Genomic DNA, 22,670 nt, shown 5'->3' with positions numbered 1-22,670 from the left:
ATCCAGAAGCATAACGGACGTAAATTTGTAAAAGAAAAATCAAACAACAATTTAATATAACAAATACCATGGAAAATAAAATATTAGGCTTACACCATATTACTGCAATCGCAGGTGACGCTAAACGTAATTTTGACTTTTATTCTAAAGTTTTAGGATTAAGATTTATCAAAAAAACAGTAAACTTTGATGATCCTGGAACATACCATTTTTACTTTGGTGACGAAGTAGGAAGCGCTGGAACAATCTTAACTTTTTTCCCTTGGGGAGAAGGAATCCAGCAAGGAAGAAAAGGTTCTGGAATGGCAACTGAAATTGGTTATTCTGTTCCAAAAGGAAGTTTAGATTTCTGGCAGAAACGTTTTGAAAAATACAATGTGATTTACAATAAACCAGCAGAAAAGTTTGGAGAAAAATATTTGACATTCTTAGATCCAGACGGACTAAAACTAGAGTTAATCGAATCTAAAACAGAAGATAACAGAAAAGCTTGGGAAACTGATGAAGTAAAAGCTGATGTGGCTACAAAAGGTTTTCACAACATTACTTTGACTTTAAACAGCATCAAAGCAACTGCAGCCATCTTAACTGATATATTTGGATACAAACTAATCGATCAGGATGTTAACCGTTACCGTTATGCAACAGATGCTGTAGAAAATGCTGCCATTGTTGACTTGGTAGAACTACCAGAGGAAAAACGTGGTTTAAATGCAAACGGAACTATTCATCACGTAGCATTCCGTGTTCCAAATGATGAAATTTTGATGAAATTCAGAGAAAAAATCGAAGATTACGGATTGTCTATTACACCACAAATTGACAGACAGTATTTCCATTCTCTATATTTCAGAGAGCCAGGAGGCGTTTTATTCGAAATTGCAACCGATAATCCAGGGTTTACTGTCGACGAAAGCTTAGAAGAATTAGGTCAGAACTTAAAACTTCCTGCTCAATACGAACCTCAAAGAGCTGCTATTGAAGCTCATTTGGTTAAAATAAACTAATTCAAATGCTAAGCCGGTTTGTTTTAAACCGCAACACAACTATTTGAAAAAAGAGGTTTTCTCAAAAGAAAACCTCTTTTTTTGTAAACTTTCGAAAAGCAAAAAAATGTGTCGCTCCGCTGGAGCTTTTTTCCATTTGTCTTATTGGAATCTATAAATATTTTGCCCCGCTGGGGCATTACCTAACAATTTAAAATATAAAGCTTTGGAAGATTTCTCTTTATAAGCTTCGGAAAAGCGCAATATTTATAGCAAAAATTGAACATTTACAATATAAAGCTCCAGCGGAGCGATATATAAGAATTCAAAAAATGTCGCTCCGCTGGAGCTTTTTTCCATTCGTCTTATTGGAATCTATAAATATTTTGCCCCACTGGGGGCATTACCTAACAATTCACAATATAAAGCTTTAGAAGATTTCTCGTTACACGCTTCGGAGAAGCGGAATATTTATAGCAAAGATTGAACATTTACAATATAAAGCTCCAGCGGAGCGACATATTTTACCCCATTTCGAAATTTAATCTTCTGCTGCCATTAATTCTAGTTTTGCCATAATCAATGCAAGATTATTTTCAAGCTTAATTTTTCCGTCGCGCCATTCTTTTTTATTTGCTCTTCTTGAAATTCTAAAAATGAAATCGCCTGTAAAAACATATCCCCAAGTTTCCCTCATACTTTTTTTGGTTAGTCTTTTTTGTGCTTCTCTTAAATCCACTTTAATTTCAGCTCCATTTTTAAAAACAACAGTATCCAATCCGTCTAGACCTTTTCTAAATTCATGTCCGCGATATTGAATGAGTCTGATCAAAGCATTCATAAAACGTAAAGCCCGATCCAAGTTTTCTTTAGAAACATATAAATCCAAAATTTCCAACTTATCTAGCAGAATATCTTGATCTACAATTTTGCTTTCCCAATATTGCTTTGTGGACGCAATAATCTCAACTGGTTTTTCTAATGTATCGCTAACGCTTAAAGGAGCATGAACATCGTTTTTTATACTTTGAGTCAAATCAAGCAAAGGTGTAGATTTTAGAGGAACTCTAAGTTGCATTTCATAGGTCTTTTTTAAAATCGTAATCTCATTATTTCCATTAAAATTTAATGAAAGCTCTGGAATATTTTTCCTCTTATATTCTGGCCCAACCCAAAATCTGCTTTTTGGAAGTGGTATCTCCATTTTTTCACAGGCATTTTTGATTCCCATACTGGAAATCTCATAATGCTTTGCAATCTGCGGAATCGGAAATTTCCAAACCAAATCATAAAGTTCTGATCGGGTAAAAGTAATTTTGTCCATAAATCAGTAAATTCAATTCAAAAAGAAATTCACCACCTCTATAATTGCTTACAGAAATGGTGAATCATCAAAAATTAAGTGCTACTCTACTCCGCCGCCTAAAGCACGGTACAGGTTAATTGCTGCATTCAGCTTTTCGAGTTTTATTGTTACGAGATCCAATTCGTTTTGGAGCGAACTGTTCTGAGCTGCGATTACTTCAAGGTAATTTGCCATTCCACTTTTGTAAAGCAAAGAAGCATCTGAAGTGGCTTTGTCTAAAGATTCTGCTTTATCTTTTGCTAAAATCATACGTTCATCAGAATATTTCAACCTAGACATCGCATCGTTTACTTCGCCAACTGCCGTTATAAAAGATTGTTTAAATTGTACAACCGCTTTTTCCTGTTCGATAACGGCCACTTCATAAGCTGTTCGCAATGCTTTTTTTCTAAAAATTGGCTGCGCTAAATTGGCTGCAATCGTTTTGGTAACAGAACCTGGAAAATTAAACCAGTTTTCGAATTCAAAAGAATTAACTCCAATTGACGGATTCAAACTTAAAGTCGGATACATCGTTGCTTTTGCCAATCCTGTTTTAGCGTTAGCCGACATAACCGCATATTCGCTGGCTTTTACATCTGGCCTTCTGCTTAAAAGCGAAGCTGGAATTCCTGCTGGAAAAAGTACCGAAACTTCTGCTGCATCAATATTGCCTGCTCTTTCAATCTTATCAGGATATTCTCCGCACAAAATCTGCAAAGCATTTTCTTGAACTGCAATATTCGCTTTCGCTAAAGGCACTAGTAATTCAGCTGTTTTTTTCTGAGCTTCGGTCTGATTTACTGCCAAAGAACTAATCGAACCTGATTTGTATTGCAATTGCATCATGTTCAAAGTATTAGTACTCAATTCGATGTTTTTCTCTGCAATTTTCAATTGTTCATCTAAACCTAAGAGATTGTAGTACGACTGGGCAACTTGAACAATAATTCGGGTTTTTAACGCCGAAAGATTTTCTTTTTGAGCAAAATAAGCTGCTTTAGCATCTCTTTTCTGCATGGCTGCCTTTCCCCAAATATCTACTTCCCAAGAAAGACGGAGATTGGCGCTGTAATCATCCATATAGTCTTTACCAATAAACTGAGCACTTAATGACCCGTTTAATGAGTTTTTTGATTGATAAGAACGGCTCGCCCCGGCATCGAAATCTAGTGTGGGTAATAACGATAATTTGGCTTGTTTATAGCTGAGATCGAGCTGTTCCATGCTTTTCATGGCAATAATAACTTCATTGTTTTTTACCAAAGCTTTTTCAATCAAAGCAACGAGCAAAGGATCTTTATAATAGTTTTTCCACGGAAGCAAAACCGTGTCTCCAGTAACCGCTACCTCTTCGCGGAATTTTTCTGGAGCATTTAATTCTGTACGAGAATACTTTTTGCCCACCACACACGATGTCATAATCGCTGCGGAAAACAAAACCATTCCTATTTTATATAGTGTTTTCATTCTTATTCTTTTATCGTTTGAACTTGAGTTGCGATTTTCTTTCTTGACACTTTTTCCTGTAAATACTGAAATACAATGAAAAGCAACGGAATCACGAAAACACCCAACACAACACCGCTAAACATTCCGACTGCGGCACTCACACTGATAGATCGGTTCCCGACTGCCGTTCCACCAGAGGCAAACATCAACGGAATCATACCAACAATAAATGCCAGCGAAGTCATGATAATTGGTCTTAACCTAGATTTTGCCCCTTCAATTGCTGCATCGATTATAGTTAATCCAGCCAAACGTCTCTGCAAAGCAAATTCGACAATCAAAATGGCATTTTTAGCCAAAAGTCCAACAAGCATGATTAATCCGACCTGAACGTAAATATTGTTATCTAAACCAACTGCTTTAATTCCCGCAAAAGCTCCTAAAATTCCTGTTGGAATAGAAAGCAATACCGCAAGTGGCAGTAAATAACTTTCGTACTGCGCTGCTAATAAGAAGAATACAAACAATAGACATAATCCGAAAATAGCAACCGTTTGACTCCCTCCTGCTTTTTCCTCCAAACTTAAACCTGTCCATTCGTAACTATAATCAGCAGGAAGTTTATCTAAAACTTGCTCTAGATTAGCCATAATTTGTCCGTTACTGTAGCCAAGCAAAGCCATCGCTGTAATGTTTACCGAATTATAAAGATTGTAACGGTTTACTGATTCTGGCCCATACACTTTATGAAACTTTACGATTGATTTTACTGGAACCATCTGCATATCGTTATTTCTTACGAAAATTTCATTGAACGCATCTTCATCCATTCTAAAAATACCATCGGCTTTTACATTCACACGGTAAAACTTACCAAATCTCGAAAAGTCAGCAGATTGATCTCCTGCAAAATAGGTTTGAATATTTCCTAAAAGCTCTTTGATATTTACACCCATTTGGCGCGCTTTATCTTCGTCAACTTCCAATTCCAATTGCGGATAATCGGCTCTAAAAGTCGTGTAAGCATATTGTACTCCAGGCTGTTTCATAATCTGTGCGATTACTTTATCAGACATGGCTTTTAAAGTTTCTGGGCTTCTCGCCATTCTGTCCTGCAATACGATTTCGGCACCACTTGTCACACCAAAACCTTCTACCGGAGGCATTCTGAAAACCATAATCTGACCTTCTTTAATTTTTGCCAGTTTTCCGCTTACGATATTCATAATTTCTTCAATATCTTTAACTGCTCCCCTATCTTTCTTAGGTTTCAGTTTTATAAAACCTAATCCGTAAGCAGGGCTGGCACTATTACTCAAAATATTGAAGCCTGTAATACTCGTATTAACATCAATCGCTTCTATTGGAGCCAATTCTTTTTCTAATTTCTGAATTACAGCTGTAGTACGATCAAGCGCTGTTCCTGGTGGCATTGACAAACTGTACACCATAAAACCGTCATCTTCAAGAGGCACGAAACTTTTTGGTGTAGATGTCATCGTGTAAACTGCAATCGCAGTTATCCCTGCCACTAATCCCGCTGCGAGCCATTTTCTGCCAATTAAGAAACGAACGCCTTTGATATATCTTCCCGTTAAATTGTTGAAACTTGTATTGAATCCGACGAAAAAACGGTCTTTAAAGCTCGTTTTATGTTCGCTTTCCCCATGTTTATGTCCGTGATTCTTTAGCAAAAGTGCACATAATGCTGGAGTTAATGTCAAGGCATTTACAGCTGAGATAATAATCGCAATTGCCAATGTATAAGCAAATTGCTTATAGAAAATCCCAGAAGATCCTGTCATAAATCCGATTGGGATAAATACCGCGGACATCACCAAAGTAATCGAAATTACCGCTCCCGTAATTTCTGCCATCGCGCTGTGAGTTGCTTCTTTTGCAGAAATTCCTTCGTCTTCTTCCATTTTACTGTGCACGGCTTCGACGACTACAATCGCATCATCGACTACAATTCCAATCGCTAGAACTAAAGCAAAAAGCGTTAGGATATTAATCGTAAATCCGAAAACCAGCAGGAAGAAAAATGTTCCCACAATCGCAACTGGAACTGCAATAGCTGGAATTATCGTCGAGCGAATGTCCTGAAGGAAAATAAATACTACGATAAATACTAGAATAAAAGCTTCTAAAAGAGTCGATTTTACTTGCCCAGTTGCTTCGTCCAATCTTTCTTTGGTACTCATTACGTTTACGTATTTAATACCCGGAGGGAAAGATTTAGACAATCTTTCTACTTCTTTATTGATTCCGATTTCAATGTCGTTTGCATTAGAACCCGAAGTCTGTAAAATTGCCATCGTAACAGCATTTTTACTGTTCGATTTATTGTCTCCACTGTACGAAATAGAACCAAATTCTACTCTCGCTACATCTTTCAATCTTAAAACATTGCTGCCAACATTTTTAACGACAATATTTTCATATTGTTCTGGCTTGTTCTTTTTTCCTTTGTAACGAATTACATATTCTAATGCCGCTGAAGATTCTTCTCCCAATTTTCCTGGAGCCGATTCTAAACTCTGTTCTGCAATGGCTTGAGTTACATCTGATGGAACCAAACCTGCATTTGCCATTTTACGCGGATCTAGCCAAATACGCATTGAATAATCTTTCTGCCCGAAAATCTGAACCTGTCCTACTCCAGGAACACGTTTCATTTGAGGCACTAAGTTAATATTGGCATAGTTCTGAAGAAACAGCTCGTCGTATTTGCTATTATCATCTGTGTATAAGTTGAAAATAACAATCATACTATTCTGCTGTTTTGAAGTCGTAAGTCCCATTCGGATAACTTCTTGAGGCAGTTTTGGAGTTGCTTGCTGCACTCTGTTCTGCACGTTTACCGCAGCCTGATCTGGATCTACTCCTTGTTTGAAAATGACACTGATCGAAAAAGATCCGTCATTACTTGCAGTAGATTTAATATACTGCATATTTTCAACTCCGTTAATCTGCTCTTCTAAAGGTGTTACTACCGAACGGATAACGGTTTCACTATTTCCTCCCGGATACGAACCGCTTACCATAACAGTTGGTGGCGAAATATCTGGAAATCGCGTTACCGATAATCTGGTAAGACCTATAATCCCCAGTATAACCAGTACAATAGAGATAACTGTGGCCAATACTGGCCTGTCTATTATTTTCTTTAACATGGAAATGTTATTTTATTGAATGAAAAATTATTTACTGCTTGTATTTGCAGTGGCGTTTTTTGGAACGACTTCCATTTTATCGTAAAGCATGTCGATATTATTCAGCGCTACTTTATCTCCAGATTTCAATCCAGATTTTACGAAATAATCTGATCCGGAACTTCCAGCGATTTCAATTGGAACCATGGCTACTTTATTGCCTTCTTTTAAAACAAAAACAAAAAATTTATCCTGAATATCTTTTACACTTGCCATTGGAACTGTAATTACAGATGACAAACTTTTGTTCAAGACAATTCTTGCCGAACCACCTGAACGCAGTACTTTCTTCGGATTTGGGAAGATGGCTTTTAAAGCGATTGTTCCTGTTGCACGATCAATGTTTCCGCTGGCAACTTCCAGTTTTCCTTTTTGATCGTACTCACTGTCATCGGCCATAATTAAACTTACGGTCTGATTGTTTTTAGCATCTTTTGAAAAAGCCAAATAGTCTGCTTCTGTCAAAGAAAAATATACAAATACGCTATTTATCTCCGAAAGTGTAGTTAAGGGAACGGCGTCAGCTGGCGTAACCAAATTTCCAATTCGGTTTGGAATACGGCTAATATAGCCGCTTACAGGAGCTTTAATCAAAGAGAAATCGGCATTTAACTGAGATGATCCCAAAGCGGCTTTAGCCTGTGCTACTTGTGCTGTTGCGGCTTCGTAATTGGCTTGCGCGGTTTTTAACTGCATGTCTGAGAAAACTTTTCCTTCAACTAAAGGTTTGATTTTCTCTACTTCCAATTTCGCATTCGCTTGATTAGCCAAAGCGCTTTTGTAAGCTGCACGGCTGTTGTTTACTTGTTCTGCGTAAACATCGCCTTTTATTTTAAAAAGAGATTGTCCTTTGGTAACATAGTCTCCTTCTTTTACATAAATGGCTTCCAAATAGCCTGATACTTGCGCTTTTATATCGACGTTTACAGTACCTTCGACTGTTCCTGGATATTTCTTTTCTACTTCTCCCGTAGCCGAATTGGTCTGAAGAAAGTCTACTTCTGGCTTTGGAGGAGCCATTTGTGCATCTCCGCTTTTTCCGCATGATGCAAGAGAAATGGTTATCAATAAAATTGCAATCCTGCCAATTGCTTTATTATTTTTAAAAAACTGTTTTGTCATTTTACTTTTCATTTTTAAATGAATTACCTCAAATTTGGCAGCAAAATAACAGCGTAAAACCGCTTTTTTAAGGAAGAAATTTACCCAAACGACATATTTTGATACTGAAACGGATGATTCTTTTTGAGGTGCTAAGTGGCTAAGATGCTAAGGTTCTAAGTTTTTTATTTTGCCACGACCCGAGCGATAGCGAATAGGCGAAGCAATTCACGAATTTTCTCTAATTAAAATTGTTCTATAAATAATGCGAATATAATTTCTCGAATTTTTATAAGTAAGAATGGCAAAACACATAGTTTGTCATTTCGACGAAGGAGAAATCTTCGCGAGAAACTCTACAAAGATTGGCTATAGATTGTGGAGCTACTTGTGGAGATTTCTCCTTCGTCGAAATGGCAAAAATGAGAGTAAAACATCATAACTTCAAAAAGAAAATTAGCGAAAATTAGTGAATTGCTTCGCCTATTCGCTATCGCTCGGGTCGTGGCAAAAAACCTTCGCGTCTTAGCGCCTTCGTGGCAAAAAAAAAGCTTAGCATCTTAGCATCTCAGAACCTTAGCAACTTTCTTACCTATCCATCCACTGCTTAAAGAAAGGCGTTTTTTCACGACTAATGATTACCTCGCGTTCAGGATCTAGTTTAAGTTGGATTTTAAGTTTTGCGTTGAAGTAGTTCGCAATAGATTTAATGCTTTCTGCACGAATGAAAAACTGGCGATTGGCACGAAAAAAGAGATTCGGATCTAATTCCTGCTCCAGTTCTTCCATGGTTTGCGGAATAGAGATAACAACACCAGACTTTAGAAATAAATTGCTGGTTTTAAATTCAGAATAGATGAAATCAATATCGGAAACGTCTACGCTTTTATAACCGTCACGATAGGTTACTAAAAAGCGCATTCTGAAAACTGGTTTTTCAATCAGTTCTTTTAGAATTCCAGCGATATTGGTTACGTTGGATTCGTTTTTATTTAAAGATTTGAATTTTGTTAATGCAAACTCCAATTCCGTCTTTTCGATAGGTTTCATCAAATAATCGATGCTGTTTACCTTAAAAGCACGAATTGCATATTCGTCATATGCTGTAGTAAAAATGACTGGACAAGTGATATTAATTTCATCAAAAATGGCAAAACTCAGTCCGTCGGCTAAACGAATATCCATCGTAATTAAATCGGGAGTTGGATTTGAATTGAGCCAGGCAACAGTATCTACAACGGTATCAATAATACCTAGAATCTCACAATTGGGCTCCAATTCTTCCAACAGCCTTTTTAATCGGCTGGCGTTAATACTTTCATCTTCTACAATTAAAATTTTCATAACTCTTAAATTAATGGCAGGCGCACGTCATAATAACCGTTTGATTCACTGAAAATAGGCATTCTTTCAGATAAAATTTTATAACGAAATTTGATGTTTTTATTTCCTATTCCTGTTGAAACCAAAGTTTTTCCAGCGGTTCTCTGCAGATTATTTCGAACAATAATATCATCAGAATCAGAAAAAACAGTGATAGTAAGCGGATTAGCTAACGTTGCCATATTGTGTTTCACAGCATTTTCTACCAATAACTGCAAAGTCAGAGGCGGTAAATGAAGCGCTAAAGAGGAAGAATCCACTTCAATTTTTAAAGCGATTTTATCGCCTAGCCTTTTCTTTAATAAATAAAAATAAGCATTTAGGAATTCAATTTCCTCTTTTACTGTAATGGTATCTTTATTTGAATTTGAAATCATATAACGATATACTCTCGTTATATTTTCTAAAAAAGAAGCCGCTTCTTTCTGATCTTCATAAATCAATTCAGTCAAAGTGCTGAAATTATTGAATACAAAATGCGGATCTAATTGCATTTTTAAAGATTCTAACTTAGAACGCGTTACTGCTTCTTGCAATTCCGATGCTTTGACTTTTAATTCAGCGGTTTCAATAGCATTCAAACGCCATCTGTTTAACAGAAATATTCCGGTATGAATAGCACTTATGAATAATGAAATAATGGCTGCCATAATTTTAGACTGCCAAATGGTAACCAAATCATTTACTTCTAGAGCTGTACATGGATATAAATAATCCCAAAGCCAGGAAAAAAAGTAATTAAGAAGAATATTTCCAGCAATTAAGCAGATAAATTGGGCAATGGCCCTAAAAGCTGGATTTTGTTCCCAACTTATATAATAGTTTAATTTTCGGCCAACAAACAAAGTCAGCTCTGTAAGTATGGCGCAATAAAGCAAAATAATGAAGATATCGAAGGTCTGATCTAAGTCGAGCAAACCTTCTTCTTCAAAATTTCTATACGGATTTAGAAAATAATACGATGAAAGATAAACCAGAAAAACGGCTGGAATTACTATAACCCTGTAGTATTTATAGAAAAAATTCTTGCCTGATTTTTTATTTTGGTTTCTTCTACCCATTTATTCCCTCAACTGTAAAATTGAAAAATCCTATCTTAGTGTTCTACTAGAACGCCTTCTTCTTTTTTGCCTGCTTTTATAGTAGCAACTGGATTTTTCTCACGCATAACGCCCCATTTTAAGCACGTTGCACCCCAAGAAAATCCTGCTCCAAAAGTAGTGATCAATACATTTTGTCCTTCTTTAAAATCGTCTTTGAAATCCCACAAACACAACGGAACTGTTGCAGATGTCGTATTTCCGTAACGGTCAATATTTACTTTTACTTTTTCAAAATCAATACCTAAACTTTCGCCTACAGCAGTGATAATTCTTAAATTAGCCTGATGTGGAACTACCCAGTCAATTTGGTCTGATTCTAATTCGTTTTTTGCCAAAGCGTCTTGTGAAACCTGGCTCATTGCAGCAACGGCTCTTTTAAATACAAAAGCACCGTCTTGTTTTAAATAGTGCGTTCTGTGTAAAAGACTCTGCATAGAAGTTGGATTTCTAGAACCTCCAGCTGGCACAGCCAAAGAAGAAACTCCACTTCCGTCTGTTTTCAAAATCGTTTTCATTAAACCTGCATCAGATTCAGTTTTTTCTAATAAAACTGCTCCAGCTCCATCTCCGAAAAGAATACAAGTATTACGGTCTTCATAATCTACGATAGAACTCATTTTATCTGCTCCAACGATGATTAATTTTTTGTAGCGACCGCTTTCGATCATGTTTGCTCCCATTTCTAGTGCATACAAAAATCCGCTGCAAGCTGCATTCATGTCAATTCCAAAAGCATTTGTAAGTCCGCTTTTATCGCAAACAATACTTGCGGTTGGTGCTAAAATGTGATCTGGAGTGGCTGTTGCCACAAGCAAAGCCTCGATTTCATTGCGATCTACCTTATAATTTTCTAAAAGATTTTCAATCGCTGCTGCGGCAAGATCAGATGTTGCCGTGTCGTCGTCTGCGATTCTACGTTCTCTAATTCCAGTTCTTTTAATGATCCATTCCTCCGATGTATCAACTGTTTCTGAAATCTTTTTATTGGTCAAAATTGATGATGGCACGAAACCACCTATTGCTGTAATAACTGCGCTCATTGTTTTTTATTTTTTTTAAGCTTTGTACTCTTAGAACCCAATGCTTACTACTTTTCTCTTCTTTTCACAGTTCATTTAGAACTATGCAGGAAACATAATGTATTCCTTAAAAGCCGATTAAATCTGCTGACAATACTTTTTTATGAGAAATATTGTTTTCTTAAACCTGAACAAGCTAAAAACATTATATAAAATCCAACTAAAATAAATTAAAAATCTACACCAAGTGTTCTCTCGGTATTACGTGGAATAAAATCTTTAATTTATCTTATTTTTAAAATCATATAATGCTATTTCAGTTTGTAGATAATTCTCAATTATAGCTGTTGCCATACTGATAAAAAAACCTATCTGCATTAAGTTTTTAGAGTGCCACAAAATTAATTTAAAAATATCTGAAACCAGCAGACAATTAAGAATAATTAACAAAACTGCCCGAAATGTTAAGATATAATTTTGAAATTCTGCAACTAGCTCCAAAAATTATAGAATCCCTAAAATCAAAAAAAATCTGTTAAATTTTATTTTGATACTATTTCTTCAAAAAAACCTCTTAATTTTTATATCATTATTTTTAAATCAAATCAATCTTTAATAATTCGGAAACGACAATAATGGGATCTCAAGTCCTGCTGCCAGAACCCTAGTTTTACTTCTGTGAACCAAAGAATCCCAAAAACCGTATTTTTGAGGCACCATAATCAGCAAATCAGCCTTGTAATTCTTAATTTCTTTCCTGATTTCGTTAATAACAGCATTCGATCTTACCGTTTTATAAAGATATTTAACGTCTTCAAATTCTTTTTCGAGATTCGAATTCATCAAAATTCTATGCTGTTCTTCTTTCAAATCATCCAACTTGTCGTCTACGGTAAAAAATTCAATTTCGGCTTCAAAATCTCCTAAAGCATTTTTTATCCAGCTAAATTTTTTAATAGCTGAAAAACTCAAACTATCGCAAGCATACAAAACCTTTCTTATATTAAGGAAACGTGCGTTTTGAGGCACGGCCAAAACTGGAATCTGCAAATTTTTAATCGCCGTGGTCGTTGAATTTCCTAATAATTCTTGCTCAAAAGAACGCTCCGCCATTCCCATTACCACAACATCTGCATTTGTTTCTTTAATAATTTTTGGAAGTTCGTCTTCTAAAAAAGAATAGGTACAGATTGCTGCAGTTTCAATTCTAAACAAATCGCCCGTCTCCTTTGCTAAATTTTCCAGCTTAGCTATTGCTCTATCAATCTGCTTTTGCATTGCGTCTGCAGTTATATGCGAGTTTGCGCTGTGCACACTCAGAGAAAACGAATTAAATAAAACCAATTTTGCGCCAGTAGCTCTTGCAAGCCCTGCTGCATAAGCAACGGCATTATTTGCAATATCAGAAAAATTAGTCGCGGCGATTATAGTAAGAGGTGAAATCATAAAATAGTAATTAAGCTTTCTTGCAAAATTGCTCATTTAAATGCTTTAAACCATTTTTATATCACTGAATAATCATTTTTTACTCCCCAACCGTAAAATATCATTCCTGAAAAAACAGGCTTTCCTTTTTTGTTTCTTACTTTAAAAACGATAAAATGCAGTTGTGATTTAACCGCGAAGCACGCAAGGATTTTTACTCTTTGGGATTTATAAAAACGCAAAGGTCGCAAAGCTGTCTGTATAAAGCTGGTTTAAATTGCTCGCAAAGTCGCTAAGGATTATACTTTTAAAGCCACAGATTAATAAAATTAAAAGGATTCGTCTCTCGCAGATTTGGCAGATTCAGCTGATTTTTTTCATATTAAAAATATAATCTGCTCAATCTGCGAGAGGCAAAAAAACTTTGCGAGATTAAGTTTAAACACAAGCATAACCGCTAGTAAGACCTTCGCGAACTTAAAATCTCCAGCATTTATATAAAAACCCTTAGCGCACTTTGCGGTAAAAAACACCAACTCGCTCTCTGTCCATTTCATCCCAAAGTTTGTCCGTTTCACCAAGATTCCGATTTCGTTTTTAAGGCTTTCAACGCACATTTGTACCGTTAAATAACTTTAAATATCAAAATCATGAACTCAAAAACAACAAAAATTATCTATTGGACAGGCGCAGTATTAACTTCTTTATGGTTTGGCGCAAGCGGTTTCTTTGAACTTACAAACAATCCATTAGTTTGGGGAATTACACAACAATTGGGTTATCCAGCACATTTTATTTATATCCTTGGTGTTTTTAAAGTAGCCGGTGTCATTACGCTTTTAATTCCGAACAAATTATTACGATTGAAAGAATGGGTTTTCGCAGGCGTATTTTTCGATATCATCTTTGCTTTCTTTTCAAAAATTGCCGTTTTAGGTTTCGGTGCTGCAACCGATGCTGTCATTGCTTTTGTAATGGTAAGTGTGACTTATGCAATGTATAGAAAACTGTATACGGCAACTTATGTTCCTTCAGAAATCAATTAAAACAAAATTACATTAAAATAAAAATGCCTAATAATTGAATATTAGGCATTTTACTATTTTTTATTATTAATACAAATCAAAATGAAAAAGATTATCCTAATTCTCTGTTTTATACTTTCAGCTTTGTTCTTTATAAGCTGTTTTATGTTTCCTGGATTATAAAATCAAGCCAATTAATTTATCCAAATCAACCATGAATTAATTGGTTATCTATTTTCTAACCAGCTTAAAAATGCGGTTGCTTTCTCTTTTCCAACCAATAATTTTTCTTCTGTTGGAACACTTAGTTTTACAATTATCTTGCGGGAAAAATAATGTTCTGCTTCTCTAATTGAAGAAAAATTAACCAAATATTGTCTATTGATTCTAAAGAACTGAATTGGCGATAAAAGTTTATGAATTTCATCTAACGACTGTGTTAGCGGATATTCGTTTTTATCTAAAGTCATAATTGTTGGCGTTTCGTTTTTAATGAAAAAAAATGCAATATTCTCCGTTAAAACCGTTTGATATTTGTTGTTTTTGAAAACTAAAAAACTGCTTTTTCCTTTGTTTTCTCCATTTCGCGTAAGCAAATAATCAAAATCGGGCATCGCTTTTTTATTTCTCTGAAAGAAGTTTTTCAGTTCTCCAGCTTTCTTCAAAGCTTGCGAAATGCTATCTCTCGAAAAAGGTTTCAGCACATAATCAATTCCGTTTGACTTAAAAGCTTCAATCGCATAATCATCAAAAGCGGTACAGAAAATAACAGGCGATAAAACCTCAACATTCTTAAAAATCTCAAAACACTGACCGTCTGCCAGCTGAATATCCATAAAAATAAGATCTGGCTGATCATTTTCTAAAAGATAATCTACTGCGCCATCAATGCTTTGTATATACGACAAAATCTGAACATCGGGTCTGATGCTCAGAATTAGCTGACCAAGTGCTTTGGCTGTTTTTACTTCATCTTCAATTATTATGATAGTCATAATTAAGTGGTATTTTTACTTTAAAGGTAGTTTCGTCTTTGTCAATTTCAATTTCTTTGTGAATCAAGTGCATAAAACGCTGATTGATGTTATCTAAGCCAACACCTGTAGAAACCGCGCCTCTTTTGAGCTGAATTTTATTTTCAACTACCAAAAACTCGTTTTCTGTATAAAGTCTTATTTTTAAAGGTTTGTCTAAAGAAACGACATTATGTTTGATGCAGTTTTCAATCAATAATTGCAATGTGAAAGGCGGAATTGCCGAATCGTACTGTTTTGGATTTACTTCGTTTTCTAAAACAAATCCGTCTTCAAAACGTGCTTTCAACAGATAAACGTACGAATCTAAAATCTGAAGTTCTTCGCTTAGCGGAATCAAATCCATTTTTCGACTTTCAAGCGTAAAACGATAAAAATCGGATAATTTCAATATAAAATCTGAACTCTGCGGATCTTGGATATCAACCATAGATTTCAGCGTATTCAAACTATTAAACAAAAAATGCGGATTTACCTGCTGTTTTAATAATTCGTATTGAGCGCCTAAATTTACAGCTTTGGTACGTTCCAGCTCAACTCCCATTTGCTGTGTCTGATAGTTTTGAAAAAGCAAATGCAAAAACATATATACAATCAAGTTGATTAAAACTCCTCGAAGTTCAAACATGATTGGCGCATCCATTTTTGAAACCTGAAACAGTTCCTGATGTGCAATTACCAGAATCACCATCAGCACAATCCCTAGAATAACACTCAGTAAAAGCTTCCAATTAAAGAGACTTTTATTGGCATGATTTGCAGAAAATTTTGGCAAACTGTAAATGTTGTAATACCATATAAAAAGGGAAAACAGGAGTGTAATTGAAGAATTTATAATAAGATCTCCAGGTGTAGAATCGGCATCAAATAATTTAGGTATTGAAGCCATAACTGCCAATGCAATCGAACTTCCCCAAATGACTTTGAGCGAAACCTGAAAACGTTTTGTTTTTTCCATATTGTAATTGGTTTGTTATCCTGAGAATCAAAGATAGGTTTATTTGAAAAAGATTTCATGCAGATTTTATAGGATTTTAGCAGATTTTGCAGATAATTTCGATTTCCTTTTTTAATCTCGCAAAGACGCGGAGTCGCAAAGTTTTTATCCTCTTTTTTTGTGAAATGAGAAAATTTCTCTCGCAGATTTAGCAGATCTAGCGGATTCTTTTATCTGCATAATCTCCAAAATCTGCGAGAGAATATTTTAATACTAAAACTAAGCTCTCTTAACTCCCAAAATAGCACCTGAATTCATATCTTGAACAAAGCCAATAATTTCGAAATCCTGTGCATTATAATTTTTAGGAAGATGAATCGATGCTGTTCCTTTTTTGGATTTATTTAAATCTACAGATTGCAGATTACGAACAATTTGATAATGCGACAAAACCCTATGAGCATTCTCTCCTCTTTTCACATTGCTTTTAGCTTCTTTCTGAACAACAGCAATTAATAAACGACTGTTTCTTGAAGTGCTTTCTACATTATAATTTACAGAAAAGGAATTCGCATTTTGATTTGCTTCTAAACTTAAACTCGTCGAAACTGGTTTTGAAAGCGCCGATTTAATTCCGTTTCTGAGGCTTGTTTCCTGAGAACCGATATAATCTGTTTTTCCGTTAATGATTACTTGAGGCGTGTAGATTGGTTCTTTTCCTAGAAATTGAGCATAATCATATTGTCTTTTGGTGAAATCGGCACTGCTGAAAACATCTTTCCAACCTTGTTTGTCCCAATAATCGACATGATACGCCAATACATAAACGTTTTTATCACGGTATTCATTCTGAATTCTTCCCAGCAATTCATCTGCTGGCGGACAGCTCGAACAGCCTTCTGAAGTGTATAATTCTAAAAGTGCAAAACTTTTTGAATTGTTTTGGCTGAATATGCTATTTCCAATCAAAAGAAACAGCGAAAAAATCAATATTATTTTTATCCTTTTCATAATTTCTATTTAATTAAACCTGACAGGTTAGTTGAGAGTTGAGTTCTCGAATCAACTCATAACTCATAATTCATAACTTAAAACTCTTTTTAAAGAATATTAATCTCAACATTTATATTTCCTCTAGTAGCTTTAGAATACGGACAAGTCTGATGCGCTTGCGCCGCCAAAGCTTCTGCAGTTTGAATATCAATTCCAGGAAGGCTGATATTTAATCTTGCCTGAAGAGAATATTCTCCTTCTGTTACGCACAAATCCACTTCGGCATCTACAGCGGTTTCTGCTGGAAGCCTAACGCCAAGTTTAGAAGCCGCAATTCCTAAAGCTCCAATAAAACAAGCTGACCATCCCGCAGCAAACAACTGTTCTGGATTTGTTCCCGGACGTGAAGATCCCGGTGCACTTAATTTGATATTCAATTGTTCGTCTGAACTTTGAGAAGCTCCTTCTCTACCACCTGTTGTATGTGTTTTTCCTGTGTATAAAACTTTTGTTTCCACGATTTTAAACTTTAAATTATTGATATTAAATTATTTGATATTGATTTTTGACATTGTAATTGCCATTGAATTTTGGAATTTGGAATTTCAAAAAATTGGAATTTATTTAGAAACATCAATTATAGCTTGTGCAAATGCCTTTGGATCTTCTTGCGGAACATTGTGTCCGATTCCTTTTAAAATTCTGTGTTCGTATTTTCCTATGAATTTGTTTGCATACGCTTTTCCATCCGCGAAAGCGCCGTCAAAATCACTTCCTATTGTAATAGTTGGAACTTTAATTTCTGGTTTTGCTGCCAAACGTTTTTCTAGATTATCGTATTTAGCCTCACCTGCTTCTAGAGATTGTCTCCATCTGTAATTATGAATCACAATTGCTACGTGATCTGGATTATCAAAAGATTGAGCTGTTTGATCGTAAGTTGCTTTGTCAAAATTCCATAACGGTGAAGCGATTTTCCAGATTAGTTTATTAAAATCGTACGTGTTTTGAGTATAACCTTGTTTTCCTCTTTCGGTTGCGAAATAATATTGGTACCACCATCCTAACTCAGCTGTTGGAGGAAGAGGTTTTAAGTTTGCTTCTAAATTCACCACCAAATAACCACTTACAGAAACCAAACCTTTTACGCGTTCTGGCCAAAGTGCAGATACTACCACTGCTGTTCTTGCGCCCCAATCGAAACCACCAATTACGGCTTTGTCAATTTTAAGGGCGTCCATAAAAGCGATAATATCACTTGCTAAAGCAGCTTGCTGACCGTTTCTGAAAGTTTCTTTAGAAAGGAAAGTTGTAGTTCCAAATCCTCTTAAATAAGGTGTAAAAACGTGGTATCCTTTTGCCACCAAAATCGGAACGACTTCGTTGTAACTATGAATATCATAAGGCCAGCCGTGAAGCAAAATTACTGGAGTTCCGTTTGACGGACCTGCTTCAGTATAACCTACATTTAATAATCCAGCATTAATTTGTTTTAAAGTTCCTAAAGAACTGTTTACTTCAATTGTTTTTTGTGTTGAAGTCTGTGCTTGAGTGAAAGCTGCATTCATAAAAAGAATAGCGATTAGAATATTTGATAGTGTTTTCATAATTTTTATTTTTTGATTAGTTGATTATCAGTTAATTTCTTCGTCAAAGGTATCTTGACAATGCTTGTTTTAAAAGGTAAAAAAAGGTGAAGTGGACAAAGTTTGGGTTGAAGCGGACAGGGTAAGATTTTGTATCGCAGAGTTCGCAAAGGATTTTCGCAGAGTGCACAAAGTTTTTCTGAGTTGAAACTAAGTTTCTTTAAGTTCGCAAAACTGTGAGAATAAAACTTTGCGACTTCGCTCCCGATAGCTATCGGGATTGCGAGATTAAAAAGCCCAAGATTCACACAAAGCTTTGCGAACTTTGCGTATTTCAGCAGAAACCAATAGTAAAAAAACCTTTGCTCCCGATAGCTATCGGGATTGCGGTTAAAAATTTAATTCTTCATAGTCAAAATAGGTTTTCCTTTTTCCACTATATAAGTCGCCAGTTCTGATGCTTTAGCATTTGTATTATTTTTAGCAGAATGCACTACACCTGCTGGAATAAAAAGCACTTCTCCTGCTTTTAGTGTTACTGGTCTTTCACCTTCTATCTTATATTCCAACGAACCTTCAACCACATAAATTACTTCTTCGCCTGGATGAGAATGTTTCCCAAAAACTGAATGTCCGTCAAAATCGATTCGTGCCTGAACCATTTCTTTTCCTGGAGTACTTAGATCATGTTTTTGCAAATCGATACGTTTTACTCCTTGTGCGGTAATCTGATTCGGAACTAAAAAGGCAATGATTCCTAAAACAATTATTGCGATTATAACCCATGTTTTTTGTTTTTTCGTTTCCATAACTTCTGATTTAAATTATTTGTTTTTCTGTTAATTTCTTCGTCAAAAGTATTTCGATAACCCTTCATACGAAATCAGAAAATAGGTGAAACGGACAAACTCTAAGGTGAACTGGACAGCGTGTGAGTTGTGAGTTGTGAAATGTTTGAGAGATTAACCGCAAAGCACGCTAAGATTTACGCAAGACTCGCTAAGTTTTTTAATCTCGCAAAGACGCGAAGTCGTAAAGTTTTATTCTCACAAAGTTTTGCGTTCTTAACACTTTTAATAAGTTTAACTCTAAAAATATCCTTGTGTGCCTTGCGTATCCCGATAGCTATCGGGATTGCGAACTTTGCGGTTAATAAACAGCATGCAAAAAAAATCAGGATTAGCATTTTACCGCCATCCTGATTTTTCTGAATTATAACTAACTTTTATTTAAACTTTCGACTTTTTATCTTCTACCTCTAAAGCCTCCTCCGCCTCTAAAACCGCCACCGCCAAAGCCGCCTCCATTAAAACCTCCGCTTCTTTGGATATTTTGAAAATTTCTGGTTTGCATTTCACCACGGTCTCTTGACATAGCCGAACGGTCTAGATCATTTGTAATATCTGGACGTCCAGCTTCTCCAAGCGGTTTATTAGGCTGTCCGAGCGTTTGATCTGCTTTAGGGAAATTATCTCGTTGCATTCCATCACCCATTCGGGTTTCACCACCTAGATTTTGGTTGTCACGCTGCATTCGTTCTCCCGCTCCATTTGCTCCAAGTCCCTGATTGTTATCGCGCTGAATCCTTTCTCCTGCTCCATTTGCACCAAGCCCTTGATTATCGCGTTGAATTCGTTCTCCAGCGCCATTTGCTCCAAGTCCTTGGTTAGCTCTATTCTGAATCCCTTCACCCGCTTTTTTCGACGAACCCAAAGTTCCTGCTTGTGTCCAACCGCCGTTTCCATTATTATAATGACTCCAGTTTCCGTTGGCGTCTCTTTTATAAACATGTCCGTCGTGGCCTGCGTAAACATTATTATTGGTATGAATTGTAGTTCCTCCGCCTCTTCTGTGTGTAATTACACCTTTATTTCCGCCAGAAGTTTCATAACCAATCGCAGTTCCGCGTCTTGTGGTGATATGTCCCGTTTGTGCCCACTGATTTCCGTTTGTCGCAGCCGAATGTCCCCATTGCGCGTACGCATTATGTCCTTGATTGGTTCTCGCATAATTACCCGTCCACGGATTGTATGTGCTTGCAGCCGTGCGTCCGCCATACCAGCCTTGCACGCTTGCAGAACGCCCGTATCTTCCTGTTGCAGGATTGTACCAAGCCGAAGTTCCCGCTGCGCCATAAGGTCCGTAAACGCGTCTACCTGCGGCATAGCCTCCTGTCCACGGATTGTAAACCGCTCCACCTCCGTACGCATAAGGCCACGGACGATAAATTGGATACATTCCGCCGTAATACATATAAGGAGGATAATACCATCCTGTACCATATGTTAAGATAGCGCCGAATGTAGCACCAATAATAAAAGCGCCCAAATAACCCGCCGTTGCACTGCTTTCAACCGTTGTGTCGGTTGTGGTTTGCGTTACATACGTAACATTATATACTGGCGAACTTGGTGGAATCGTATAAATTTCTTTCGGAACAGAATCGCATGTTTTCCAAGGCCCATTCGGGCTTGTCGACATAAACCAAACTGCCTGAAAACACAAATAATACAAATCACCCACTTTTACGATCTTCTCTTGCGTATTGCTTGCATATTGCATTTTCGTTCCATCAATAGGTTTAAACTGAGGAGTTCCACCATCATACGATACTTTTACTTTTGCCTCAGCATCCGATTTCTTTAAAATAGCCGTTGTCGGAACCTGAGATAACATTACAGCATCATTTGCTTCCTGCGTTCCTGGCACAGATGACAATACATTCGCACGTGGAGAATCTTTCGGAATTTTAGCAAAATCGGCCGGAAGACTATTGCTGGCATAACTCCACGGACCTGTTAGTTCTTTAGACTTAAACCATCTTCCCGACAATAATACATAATACTGCCCTTTATTTTCGTCGGCAAAAACGTCATTTTCGGTATTATCAATGTATAACAATTTCGTTCCTGGAATTTTTTCAAACTTCGGACTTCCGTTTATAGCAATCAATTCAGCTGGTTTATTGCTGTAGAAAACCTCTGGAGCTCCGCCAGAAGACGGAGGCGGAATCATTTTCTTAACATCATCAAAATTCTGTCCCGAAGGCAGATTACTTAAACCCGAAGGCAATTTGGTTGTTTTGGTCCATTTGCCTGCTACATTTTTCGAAGTCAACCAGATATTCTCCACCAACAAATAATAATCTTTTGTCGTTTTATCAAAAAACAAATCCCAATTGGTATTTACTACATATTGAATATCTGTTTTTTCTACAGGCACCAAAACGGGTTCGCCTTGCACAATAAGCAAAATCGACGGATTCGTGCTATAAAAAATAGTTGGAGGATCGTTTTTACCCGCAATTCCCTTTGCCGGACTTTTGGTATGACTTAAATCTGCCAAAATACGATCTACTGAAATAGGATCTCCGCTCTGAGGCAACGTTTCTTTAAACAGCTTTTCCATTTCTGGCACTTTCTTTTTATCCAGAGCAGGAAAACGTATATCGGTTACCTGAAGATTTTTAATAAAAGCGCTTCGGTTGTCTTTGTCTACCAAAGTTTCTGCTTTTAATGAAGCCACGCCCAAAACCTGTTTTCCGTCTTTTGGAGTCAGCGAAAAAGCCACTCGAGCTGTGAGTTCTTTAAAATCTTTCCAATCGTCTACCTGAGGCTGATAATAAACCAGTTTTGTACCGTTATTCTCCGCTTCACGAGGCCAGCCACGATCTGCAATTAATGTAGAGTCGGCAGTTTCAGATTTTCCAGTATCAGAACTTGACTGCTCCGTATCTTTATCTTTTTTGCACGAGAACAAAACTGCACTCAAACAAACTCCAAGTATTAGAAAAGCATTTCTCATAAATTTAAAAGTTAGATTATTCATTGAAAACTTATTTTCTCGATCGTCGTATAAAATTCTTTCGTATAAAATTAGATTCACCGCATAAATAAAACTAGAAATCAGCAGCTTACTTTGTTTCACATTATAATTTGAAACCAAATAAGTACCTAAATGATTCTTCTTTTCTTGATTTAAGATTGTATTCTGCCACAAGTAAAGTGGACTAAAATGAAGTATTGATATTGATTAGGAGCTATTTCCTTCTATCCGCTATATCTTT

Annotated in this window: 17 protein-coding genes; 2 read left to right on the top strand and 15 right to left on the bottom strand. The window is 36.3% G+C overall.

Annotated elements, in window-relative coordinates:
- The first annotated feature begins 68 nt into the window (after positions 1 to 68).
- Positions 69 to 1,007, top strand: a complete 939-nt coding sequence (locus tag PQ463_RS04335) for a ring-cleaving dioxygenase (RefSeq protein ID WP_274256474.1) — start codon at positions 69 to 71, stop codon at positions 1,005 to 1,007.
- A gap of 520 nt (positions 1,008 to 1,527) precedes the next feature.
- On the opposite strand, the gene PQ463_RS04330 is transcribed toward PQ463_RS04335, so the two are convergent.
- From PQ463_RS04330 to PQ463_RS04295, 8 genes are all read right to left on the bottom strand, one after another.
- Positions 1,528 to 2,310, bottom strand: a complete 783-nt coding sequence (locus PQ463_RS04330; protein ID WP_274256473.1) for a hypothetical protein — start codon at positions 2,308 to 2,310, stop codon at positions 1,528 to 1,530.
- Between the two features lie 81 nt (positions 2,311 to 2,391).
- Complete coding sequence (locus PQ463_RS04325) at positions 2,392 to 3,801, bottom strand: efflux transporter outer membrane subunit (RefSeq protein ID WP_274256472.1); 1,410 nt, start codon at positions 3,799 to 3,801, stop codon at positions 2,392 to 2,394.
- Between the two features lie 2 nt (positions 3,802 to 3,803).
- Positions 3,804 to 6,959: an efflux RND transporter permease subunit gene (locus tag PQ463_RS04320; RefSeq protein WP_274256471.1), complete on the bottom strand. Its 3,156-nt coding sequence runs from the start codon at positions 6,957 to 6,959 to the stop codon at positions 3,804 to 3,806.
- Between the two features lie 27 nt (positions 6,960 to 6,986).
- Positions 6,987 to 8,120, bottom strand: coding sequence for an efflux RND transporter periplasmic adaptor subunit (locus PQ463_RS04315; RefSeq protein ID WP_274256469.1), 1,134 nt, complete (start codon positions 8,118 to 8,120; stop codon positions 6,987 to 6,989).
- A gap of 567 nt (positions 8,121 to 8,687) precedes the next feature.
- Positions 8,688 to 9,443: a LytR/AlgR family response regulator transcription factor gene (locus PQ463_RS04310; RefSeq protein WP_274256468.1), complete on the bottom strand. Its 756-nt coding sequence runs from the start codon at positions 9,441 to 9,443 to the stop codon at positions 8,688 to 8,690.
- A 5-nt stretch (positions 9,444 to 9,448) separates the two neighbouring features.
- Positions 9,449 to 10,543: a sensor histidine kinase gene (locus PQ463_RS04305; protein WP_274256467.1), complete on the bottom strand. Its 1,095-nt coding sequence runs from the start codon at positions 10,541 to 10,543 to the stop codon at positions 9,449 to 9,451.
- 35 nt (positions 10,544 to 10,578) lie between these two features.
- Positions 10,579 to 11,625 carry a beta-ketoacyl-ACP synthase III gene (locus tag PQ463_RS04300; RefSeq protein WP_111376407.1) on the bottom strand — a complete coding sequence of 349 codons (1,047 nt, stop codon included), beginning with the start codon at positions 11,623 to 11,625 and terminating at the stop codon, positions 10,579 to 10,581.
- Positions 11,626 to 12,216: 591 nt separating this feature from the next.
- Positions 12,217 to 13,086, bottom strand: coding sequence for a universal stress protein (locus PQ463_RS04295; protein ID WP_239457796.1), 870 nt, complete (start codon positions 13,084 to 13,086; stop codon positions 12,217 to 12,219).
- 593 nt (positions 13,087 to 13,679) lie between these two features.
- Here PQ463_RS04295 and PQ463_RS04290 point away from each other — a divergent pair.
- On the top strand, positions 13,680 to 14,075 hold the full coding sequence (locus tag PQ463_RS04290; protein ID WP_274256466.1) for a DoxX family protein: 396 nt from the start codon (positions 13,680 to 13,682) through the stop codon (positions 14,073 to 14,075).
- 206 nt (positions 14,076 to 14,281) lie between these two features.
- On the opposite strand, the gene PQ463_RS04285 is transcribed toward PQ463_RS04290, so the two are convergent.
- From PQ463_RS04285 to PQ463_RS04255, 7 genes are all read right to left on the bottom strand, one after another.
- Positions 14,282 to 15,049, bottom strand: a complete 768-nt coding sequence (locus tag PQ463_RS04285) for a LytR/AlgR family response regulator transcription factor (protein WP_274256465.1) — start codon at positions 15,047 to 15,049, stop codon at positions 14,282 to 14,284.
- Positions 15,030 to 16,046: a sensor histidine kinase gene (locus tag PQ463_RS04280; protein ID WP_274256464.1), complete on the bottom strand. Its 1,017-nt coding sequence runs from the start codon at positions 16,044 to 16,046 to the stop codon at positions 15,030 to 15,032. The genes PQ463_RS04285 and PQ463_RS04280 overlap by 20 nt, the downstream gene beginning before the upstream one ends.
- Before the next feature lie 258 nt (positions 16,047 to 16,304).
- Positions 16,305 to 17,036 carry a DUF1223 domain-containing protein gene (locus PQ463_RS04275; RefSeq protein ID WP_274256463.1) on the bottom strand — a complete coding sequence of 244 codons (732 nt, stop codon included), beginning with the start codon at positions 17,034 to 17,036 and terminating at the stop codon, positions 16,305 to 16,307.
- An 89-nt stretch (positions 17,037 to 17,125) separates the two neighbouring features.
- On the bottom strand, positions 17,126 to 17,536 hold the full coding sequence (locus PQ463_RS04270) for an organic hydroperoxide resistance protein (protein ID WP_274256462.1): 411 nt from the start codon (positions 17,534 to 17,536) through the stop codon (positions 17,126 to 17,128).
- 102 nt (positions 17,537 to 17,638) lie between these two features.
- Positions 17,639 to 18,625: an alpha/beta fold hydrolase gene (locus PQ463_RS04265; protein WP_274256461.1), complete on the bottom strand. Its 987-nt coding sequence runs from the start codon at positions 18,623 to 18,625 to the stop codon at positions 17,639 to 17,641.
- Positions 18,626 to 19,002: 377 nt separating this feature from the next.
- Positions 19,003 to 19,413, bottom strand: a complete 411-nt coding sequence (locus PQ463_RS04260; protein WP_274256460.1) for a cupin domain-containing protein — start codon at positions 19,411 to 19,413, stop codon at positions 19,003 to 19,005.
- Positions 19,414 to 19,849: 436 nt separating this feature from the next.
- Entirely contained in the window at positions 19,850 to 22,408 is a 2,559-nt protein-coding gene (locus PQ463_RS04255; protein ID WP_274256459.1) for a dermokine domain-containing protein, read from the bottom strand.
- Between the last annotated feature and the right edge of the window lie 262 nt (positions 22,409 to 22,670).

The organism is Flavobacterium sp. KACC 22763, assembly GCF_028736155.1.
Lineage (GTDB): Bacteria > Bacteroidota > Bacteroidia > Flavobacteriales > Flavobacteriaceae > Flavobacterium.
The sequence above is the reverse complement of the archived record's forward strand: the minus strand, read 5'-3'. Positions and strand labels throughout refer to the sequence as shown.

Coding starts and splice junctions, on each gene's coding strand:
- PQ463_RS04275 (WP_274256463.1), bottom strand. CDS start 17,036: ATGAAAAGGATAAAAATAATATTGATTTTTTCGCTGTTTCTTTTGATT.
- PQ463_RS04310 (WP_274256468.1), bottom strand. CDS start 9,443: ATGAAAATTTTAATTGTAGAAGATGAAAGTATTAACGCCAGCCGATTA.
- PQ463_RS04295 (WP_239457796.1), bottom strand. CDS start 13,086: ATGAGCAATTTTGCAAGAAAGCTTAATTACTATTTTATGATTTCACCT.
- PQ463_RS04300 (WP_111376407.1), bottom strand. CDS start 11,625: ATGAGCGCAGTTATTACAGCAATAGGTGGTTTCGTGCCATCATCAATT.
- PQ463_RS04280 (WP_274256464.1), bottom strand. CDS start 16,046: ATGGAAAAAACAAAACGTTTTCAGGTTTCGCTCAAAGTCATTTGGGGA.
- PQ463_RS04285 (WP_274256465.1), bottom strand. CDS start 15,049: ATGACTATCATAATAATTGAAGATGAAGTAAAAACAGCCAAAGCACTT.
- PQ463_RS04320 (WP_274256471.1), bottom strand. CDS start 6,959: ATGTTAAAGAAAATAATAGACAGGCCAGTATTGGCCACAGTTATCTCT.
- PQ463_RS04330 (WP_274256473.1), bottom strand. CDS start 2,310: ATGGACAAAATTACTTTTACCCGATCAGAACTTTATGATTTGGTTTGG.
- PQ463_RS04305 (WP_274256467.1), bottom strand. CDS start 10,543: ATGGGTAGAAGAAACCAAAATAAAAAATCAGGCAAGAATTTTTTCTAT.
- PQ463_RS04265 (WP_274256461.1), bottom strand. CDS start 18,625: ATGAAAACACTATCAAATATTCTAATCGCTATTCTTTTTATGAATGCA.
- PQ463_RS04325 (WP_274256472.1), bottom strand. CDS start 3,801: ATGAAAACACTATATAAAATAGGAATGGTTTTGTTTTCCGCAGCGATT.
- PQ463_RS04260 (WP_274256460.1), bottom strand. CDS start 19,413: ATGGAAACGAAAAAACAAAAAACATGGGTTATAATCGCAATAATTGTT.
- PQ463_RS04335 (WP_274256474.1), top strand. CDS start 69: ATGGAAAATAAAATATTAGGCTTACACCATATTACTGCAATCGCAGGT.
- PQ463_RS04315 (WP_274256469.1), bottom strand. CDS start 8,120: ATGACAAAACAGTTTTTTAAAAATAATAAAGCAATTGGCAGGATTGCA.
- PQ463_RS04290 (WP_274256466.1), top strand. CDS start 13,680: ATGAACTCAAAAACAACAAAAATTATCTATTGGACAGGCGCAGTATTA.
- PQ463_RS04255 (WP_274256459.1), bottom strand. CDS start 22,408: ATGAGAAATGCTTTTCTAATACTTGGAGTTTGTTTGAGTGCAGTTTTG.